Genomic DNA, 7,874 nt, shown 5'->3' on the forward strand with positions numbered 1-7,874 from the left:
ACAACAATTCAGTAATTTTTAAAAAGCAATCAATGAGAAGAAACGTAAAGCCTGTCATATTATTCATACTGGCCGTTTTCATGGGCGTGCTGCAGGGGTATGCCCAGGACTATGGAAATCTGAGTGGCCGGATCATCGACCAGAACGGTAATACGCTGCCCGGCGCATCGGTTACCCTTAAAGGATCTACGCTGGGTACTTCATCCGACCTGAACGGTTTTTATACTTTACAGGGAATACCGGACGGCAATAAAAATATTACGGTAGAATACCTGGGATACAAGCCGGTAACCATTTCGGTAACCATTCTGAAGGGTAAAACAACAACGCAGGATATTAAATTGACCGAACTTGCCAAGAGCCTGGGAGCGGTAGTGGTTTCTGCCACCGTAGATGGCCAGGCCCGGGCGCTGAACCAGCAAAAAAATGCAGATAACCTGATGCAGGTGGTATCAGCCGATCAGATGGGACGTTTTCCGGATCTGAACGTTGCTGAAGCGTTACAGCGCCTGAGCGGGGTAACCATCACCCGGTCCAGGGGCGAGGGATCCGAGATCCAGTTAAGAGGCACGCCGGCAAACTTCGTAAACATTAATGTAAACGGCGAGCAGCTGATGGGCGTGGGCGGTGAGAACGGCGCGCGTAATATGTCTTTAGACGTGATTCCTTCAGACGTCCTTTCTTCCATGGAAGTACAAAAAACCCTGCTCCCGTCTAATGATGGAGATGCGATCGCTGGTGTCATCAACATGCGTACCGGAATTGCCCGTTCTTTAAAACCAAAATATACAATGGACCTGGGAACAGGGTATAATATGTTGAGAAAGCATATGCCTTATTCTGCCAAAGCCGGGTTTGCACAGCGGTTTGGCGCCAGCGAAAGAAATAAAGAAGGCGTTTTTGGTATTGCCGCTAATGCAAGTTATTATAATAACAATAATGGATACGATCGTATTGAAGCGGAGGCCTGGGCACAGAAGAATATTGTGGACAAAGCAGGCGCGGTAATCGACAGTCGCAAAAATACCTGGGTGCCTACCGATTTTCGTTACCGATACCAGGAAGGTACCCGCCAGCGCATGGGCGGAACACTCGCATTGGATTACGCTCCAAATGTGAATACACGGTTTGTGTTAAGTGGGATGTACAATAAGCGTGTGGATACGGATACCCGCTACAGGAACAGGTCGCGCTACAGGGGCAATTTCATACAGCTGGGAGGCGATAGTCTTGCTACAGATCGTTTCCAGAACATCGCTCAGACATCGAACCAGGTGGTGAATATTGATAATTTCAACATCAGCCTGGATGGTGAAACAAAGATCGGCACCTGGCAAATTGACGGCGGGTTGTTTTATTCTCAAAGCCATAGCTCGGGTAAAAATGCGCAGTATAATTTTAGTACGCCGGATTGGCGCGCCAATAATAAGGATATAGCAGGAACGGATAATGGCTCAGGCAAACCCATTCGTATTCCAACCGGTACTCCGTTAGCAGCTATACCGGATATTAATAGCAGCTATTTAACTTCTGTAAACCTTTACACGCCTGCATTTGGCGGGGCTATGAATGATCCGGAGCGGTACCAGTTTACGGATGCGCTTACCCAGATCAATATTCAGAACGGCAAAAACACAACCGGACGGTTTAATGTTTCCAAAAATTATTTTATAAAGAACAAGTATGCATCCGTATTTTCATTTGGGGCGAAAGCCAAATTTATGGATAACGACCGCTCCCGGCCATGGCCCACATCTCAATTGAGGATCGCAACGATCACAGATCGTAACAGCCCCGATTTTGGTGATACAAGGCTTGCTAACTTTTTGCACAAGGCCAATCAGTCGGCCGACTTCCTGAATGGTAATTTAAATTTTGGGCCTTCAGCTGATGTAAAAGTGATTGAGCAATTTATTAAAAACAGACCAGACCGTTTTGTTTCGGATGACTATACCCGGGATCTTCAGCGCGACGAGCAGTATTACGCGGCAAGCGAAAATGTTGTTGCAGGATATTTAATGAACCGGATACAGTTCAATAAACTGATGGCGCTGGCGGGTGTGCGTTTTGAGAATACATCGGTTAGTTATAAAGCCAACCGGATTTTCCGTTACGACAAGTCGGCTGATCCCAACGTAAACGGTGGACAAAAGCCCGGTACAACACCGGACGCCTATGTGTATGATGCATATACTAAAACACCGGCAGATTCGTCGCTCAGTTATTTGATGGTATTGCCCAACCTCCAGTTTAAATATGATATGGCCAAAAACCTGATCCTGCGCGCTGCCTGGACAACAGGGTATTCGAGACCCAACCTGCCAAAACTGGTTCCGTCCATGACAGTGAATACGGAAATGAGGAGAATAGAGCTGGGAAATCCGGATTTGAAAGCGGCTTATTCAAATAATCTCGATTTTCTGGTGGAGCATTATATGAAAAACGTAGGCATCCTGTCCGGTGGGTTCTTTTATAAGCATATTGATAAATTTCAATACCTGAGCCAGGGTACATTAACGGATGTATCGAATCCCTATTATAACCCGGATGATGCCTTTGTAATATCGCAATCACTGAATGGAGAGGCGGCGAAAGTGTATGGAGTGGAACTTACGTTGAACTCAAGCCTGAGCTTCCTGCCCGGTTTCCTGAAGAACCTGTTTTTTACCGGTAATTATACCTATACAAATTCAAAAGCAATTACAACAAAGGACAGAGGAGCCATCCGGCTTCCCGGCCAGGCGGATCATACCGGCAACATTGCGCTCAGTTATTCTTCCAGGAAGCTTACATTGCAGGCTTCGGCCAATTACAATGGTAAGTTTATCTATGCCCTGGGTGCAGATACCGACCAGGATCTTTGGGTAGACAGCCGCTGGCAGATCGATCTGAACGGATCTTATCGCATCACAAAACGGCTTACATATTATGCGGAAGTAACCAATATCAACAATGCGCCGGCCTTTACTTATATGGGAAATAAAAACCGTGTAAACCAATTGGAGTATACCGATGCGTTTATCAGGACAGGTTTGACTTTCAGGTTTTAACGGTGCAAATAGCGTAAAATCATCATCGGTGCTTCCATCATTGCAACCGGTTGAAAAGATTGATTCTCGGGCCGGTTGCAATTTTTATTTATTGCTACACGCTGATGTCAGGGAAATTGACAACGAAGTTGTTTAAACTTTCCAGATTATATACAAAAGGTAGCTCCGTTGAGGCAGACTTTATGCTGTCTTTTGCTGCATGTTATTCGCAGAACACTCTTGCCAGGCCGCCCCAGAGGGGCAATATATTGGTAAAATAGTCCTTCACATAACTTTGAGTCCGCCGCGGCGGAGCGATCTGTTAAAAAGCTTAAACAACTTCAATGGTTAAAATAAAATGCTCGATTCTTGTATTACTTTTTTGTATGCTGTTTATCCGGGCATCGGCCCAGGTTAAACAGGACGCAATAAAAAAAGCGATCAATGAAACAGCTGCTTATGTGGCCAATGTGCTCCTGGATAGCGAGGGCAAATCAAAATGTGACTATAACATTTTAGAGGCAAAATGGTATCCCTATGAAGTGCCCTGGCATACCGGGCAGGCCATTTATGCACTGTTGGCAGCATATAAACAAACGGGAAATAAAACCTACCTGGATGCGGCAAAAAAAAGTGGTGAATACTGGATCGGGTTGGAGATAAAAGAGCATCCCAAACTCAGCGGAATGATCAATGCCGTTCACGGTGACTTTATAGGCGATGATGTTATTGTATTCTCCACCGTTTCGGATGGCACGCCCGGCCTTTATGAATTATCGCGGGTTACAAAGGATCCCAAATATGCAGCAGTTGCTACAAAGGCCGCGGGCTGGATGCTTGCGAATATGTGCGATCTTAAACAAGGTGTGTGCTATGATAATGTGGATGCAAAAACCGGCGAGGTTTTAAAAGAATACAGTCCGTTTTGGAAGTCAAAGGATTCGGGCACGCAAAAACTCTTCGATGTATCCAGGCCCAATACGGAAGGATCCCTTTTTAAAGATGCATATGCATTTTCAGGAGATAAAAAATTTAAAGAAGCCTTTATCAATCTTTGCAATAGCCTGGTACAACTGCAGGGCCCTGAAGGTGTCTGGATGCAGTTTATGCCCAATTCGGTTGCGGATAATTATTTCCATCCGCGTTTTGCATTATGGTATGCAGAGTCGTTAATAGAAGCATTTAAACTGACCAGGGACCGGAAATATCTTGAAGCCGCGGCGAAAACGGCCCGGGCATTTATGAAAGCGCAGTTATCCAACGGGACTATATTTTATGAAAATTACCTGGACGAAAGAGCACCCGATAAAGGCTCTGTAACCGGCTCTGCTGTTGCGCTGGCGGGCATTGTGTGGATCGGGCTTGCGAAGGAAGGATATGCCGAATTTAATCCTGCTATTGAGCGATCTGCCCGCTGGCTGATCGACAATCGCTTTGCGCAGGATCATCCGGATCCCAACCTGCGTGGTGCAGTGCTGGAAACCCGGACCAGGATGAAGAAAACAAAAATGTGGATCACCAACAGGGATATCGGAACTACGTTCGCCGTCCGGTTCCTTGCCGATTATTATGATTTTAAATTCCGGAAATGATTTTAATGACAACCAGGTTGATACGATTTCGAACGCTTTTGCAAACGATTTGCTTCCTGGTAATAGGGTTGCAGTTACATGCCCAGGAGCAGCCGGATTTTACCGTAAAGAAAAGCCACCCGCGTTTATTATTATTGAAAGGTGAAGAAGCGCAGATCAGGAAAAAGATCGCCGGGGATGCATTTCTTGCTTCCATGCATCGATACATCATCAGGACCTCCGATTCAATTTTAAACGAACCGGTAGTAAAATACGAATTGATCGGGAACCAGTTGTTAAAGGTTTCAAGAAAGGCGCTTACCTATATTTATTATTTGTCTTATTCCTGGCGTATGACCAGTGACGACCGGTACGCAGCCCGTGCAAAAAAAGAACTGCTGAATGTCGCCTCCTTTAAAAGCTGGAACCCCACTCATTTTTTAGATGTGTCGGAAATGGTAACCGCGGTTTCTATTGGTTACGACTGGCTGTACAGTTACCTTGATGGTGAAACAAAAGCGAGGCTCCGGGAAGCGATCATACAAAAGGGATTGTACGAATCCTTGCCTGAAAAAGCTACCGGTAAATCGCATTACAGCTGGCTGAAAAAAAAGAACAATTGGAACTCTGTTTGCAATACAGGAATGGCCCTGGGCGCCATTACCGTGTATGAAAGCGATCCGGAACTGGCACAGAAAATAATCGACAGGTCCGTAAAGTTGGTGCGTGATGTAGCGTTGGAAGAGTATTTACCGGATGGGAATTATCCCGAAGGGTACTCGTACTGGCGGTACGGAACTACTTATAATATTACATTGATCGACGCGCTGGAAAAATTATACGGATCTTCTTTTGGGCTGATGAACAATAAAGGCTTTATGAAAACGCCCGAATATATATTGCAAATGTCAACGCAAAATTCTGGTTGTTTCGCTTACGCGGATTGCTTTGCAGATCAGTCTCTGTCTTACCCGATGCTTTGGTTTGCCAACCGCACCGGTGATCCGGGTATCCTTTGGACAGAAGCGGAACGACTAAACAATGCCCGTAAAATGGGTATGACGGATGCGGAGCTTTTTAATGTACGCTATCTCCCTTCTGCGTTGCTATGGGCCCCGGCAAATCCGTTTGCAGGAGTGAAGAGGCCGGGAAAAAGACTGTATGTTGGAAGAGGCACTACACCCATTGCCATTATGAGAAATCATTGGGGCGGAGATGATGAAATTTTTTTAGCAATGAAAGGTGGTAGCTGCGTTACCAACCATTCCCACATGGATATTGGCAGCTTTGTAATGTACCGTGGAAAAAATCAATGGGTAACAGACCTTGGCGGACAACCTTATTACTCACTGGAGAAATATGGTTTCAGTCTGGGTGACCGCAGTCAGTACTCCCGGCGCTGGGATGCGCTGCGTATCGGCACAAAGACACATAATATCATTACCATTGACGGAGACCGGCAGAATGTTACAGCAAAAGCAGAGATGGATGAGCAGGGTGAGCGTAAAGATTTCATGTATGCCATATCCAACCTGAGTGCTATTGACAGCCCGCGTGTGGCAAGGCGCAACAGGGGTGTTGCTATTGTAGATAATAACTATGTGGTTATCCGGGATGAGATCGTTAACACAGAAAAATTTACTGATATACGCTGGGCTATGCTTACACCTGCAAATGTAAAACTCATTGGCAGGAATGAAGCGGAACTGGAAATGAATGGTGAAAAAATGCGGATGAAAGTAGAGGGAGAGGGCATTACTATGAATACCCGGAGCACGAAGCCGGAGTTTTCATTTGACGAAGATAATGGCAATACCATCATGGTAGGGTTTACATCCGTATTACAACCGGGCCAGTCGGTTGCTTATACCGTTTATTTGATTCCTGAAGGCACGCAGGTAAAAAATGAAAAGATCCGTCCCTTAAAGGAGTGGAAAATGATAAAATGATTTTTATGCAAAAAATAGTATTCGCGCTTTTGATAATTTTAGTTACGGCTGCTTCCTGTAAAACCGCTTATTTTAATGCTGCTGATAAAAGAAAGGCAGACCGCGTAGCCTCCTGGCAGGTGCAGCATTATTCGGATACATTGGCGCCAAAGGCAGGATGGATACAGGCCGCCATGTACCGGGGCATGGTTGAATGGGCCGCGCAGACAAATGCCCAATCCCTTTATGATTTTCTTTTGCATACAGGTAAGGATCTGCAATGGGGGATGATGGACCGGCTTTATGATGCGGATGACCTGTGCATCGGGCAAACCTATTTCCGGCTTTATGACCGGTATAAAGATCCGGAAATGATCCGCAAAGTGATCAAAAGAGTGGATTCTGTTATTGCCAATCCCGACAAACAGCCCTTGCTTACGGAAAAAGGAAAATACTACCGCAACCGCTGGGGCTGGTGCGATGCATTGTTTATGGCACCACCGGTATACGCGCGGATCTACCAGTTAACAGGAAACCCGGTTTACCTGGATTTTTGTTTTTCGGAATTTAAGGTAACCACCGATGCATTGTACGATAAGGAAAAGCAATTGTTCTTCCGGGATCTCCGTTTAATAAATGAACGGGACCATAAAGGAGAGAAGGTATTCTGGGCAAGAGGAAACGGCTGGGTATATGCAGGCCTGGCCCTGATGTTGGAAACGGTTCCGCCTTCGCACGAAAGCTATGCCTGGTACCTCCGCCTGTTCCGCGAAATGACGGCTTCTGTTATCCGGGCACAGGACCGGCAAGGTGCCTGGCACAGCAGCCTATTGGATCCGGAAACCTATGCGCAGCCGGAGAACAGCGCCGGTGGCTTTTTTGTATTTGGTCTTGCCTATGGCGTTAACAAAGGATTGCTGACGGAAAGCACTCATAAAACAGCGGCACAGAAGGGCTGGAGATCCTTACAAAAATATGTAGACCGGTCGGGGAAACTGGGTTATGTACAGCCGGTGGGCCATGCGCCCCTGCAGCTTACAGAAGATATGACGGCACCCTATGGTGTAGGCGCCTATCTGTTGGCGGCCGCTGAAATGGCGAAGATGGGGAAGAAGAAGTAAGACTGGACGAGAGGACCGTCCCACTTCCGTCATGCTGAGGCCCGCCGAAGCATCCCTGTGGTATCGAACTGCCCGAAAATTGAGGAGAGTGTAAAATAAATTGTGTAAACAGTTTTTAAGCAACTGCATTTAGAGGCGGCATCTGTTGTCAAAGATAGTTAAGAACTGATGGAGTATGAACCCCCAATTTTGGATGGGCATGCTCCATTTTTTTTCGATATTAGT

Annotated in this window: 4 protein-coding genes; all 4 read left to right on the plus strand. The window is 46.2% G+C overall.

All coding sequences use genetic code 11. The annotated features are described in order from the left end of the window. Window positions 1–32: 32 nt before the first annotated feature. Entirely contained in the window at window positions 33–3,050 is a 3,018-nt protein-coding gene (locus Q1V85_RS15525; protein ID WP_300601383.1) for a TonB-dependent receptor, read from the plus strand. A gap of 323 nt (window positions 3,051–3,373) precedes the next feature. Next, window positions 3,374–4,621, plus strand: a complete 1,248-nt coding sequence (locus tag Q1V85_RS15530; RefSeq protein ID WP_300601384.1) for a hypothetical protein — start codon at window positions 3,374–3,376, stop codon at window positions 4,619–4,621. Further along, window positions 4,618–6,549 carry a heparinase II/III family protein gene (locus tag Q1V85_RS15535; protein ID WP_300601385.1) on the plus strand — a complete coding sequence of 644 codons (1,932 nt, stop codon included), beginning with the start codon at window positions 4,618–4,620 and terminating at the stop codon, window positions 6,547–6,549. The genes Q1V85_RS15530 and Q1V85_RS15535 overlap by 4 nt, the downstream gene beginning before the upstream one ends. A gap of 5 nt (window positions 6,550–6,554) precedes the next feature. Continuing rightward, window positions 6,555–7,649, plus strand: a complete 1,095-nt coding sequence (locus Q1V85_RS15540) for a glycoside hydrolase family 88 protein (protein WP_300601386.1) — start codon at window positions 6,555–6,557, stop codon at window positions 7,647–7,649. Window positions 7,650–7,874 lie beyond the last annotated feature (225 nt).

The organism is Niabella sp. (assembly GCF_030150205.1).
Classification (GTDB): Bacteria; Bacteroidota; Bacteroidia; order Chitinophagales; family Chitinophagaceae; genus Niabella.

Coding starts and splice junctions, on each gene's coding strand:
- Q1V85_RS15525 (WP_300601383.1), top strand. CDS start 33: ATGAGAAGAAACGTAAAGCCTGTCATATTATTCATACTGGCCGTTTTC.
- Q1V85_RS15530 (WP_300601384.1), top strand. CDS start 3,374: ATGGTTAAAATAAAATGCTCGATTCTTGTATTACTTTTTTGTATGCTG.
- Q1V85_RS15535 (WP_300601385.1), top strand. CDS start 4,618: ATGATTTTAATGACAACCAGGTTGATACGATTTCGAACGCTTTTGCAA.
- Q1V85_RS15540 (WP_300601386.1), top strand. CDS start 6,555: ATGCAAAAAATAGTATTCGCGCTTTTGATAATTTTAGTTACGGCTGCT.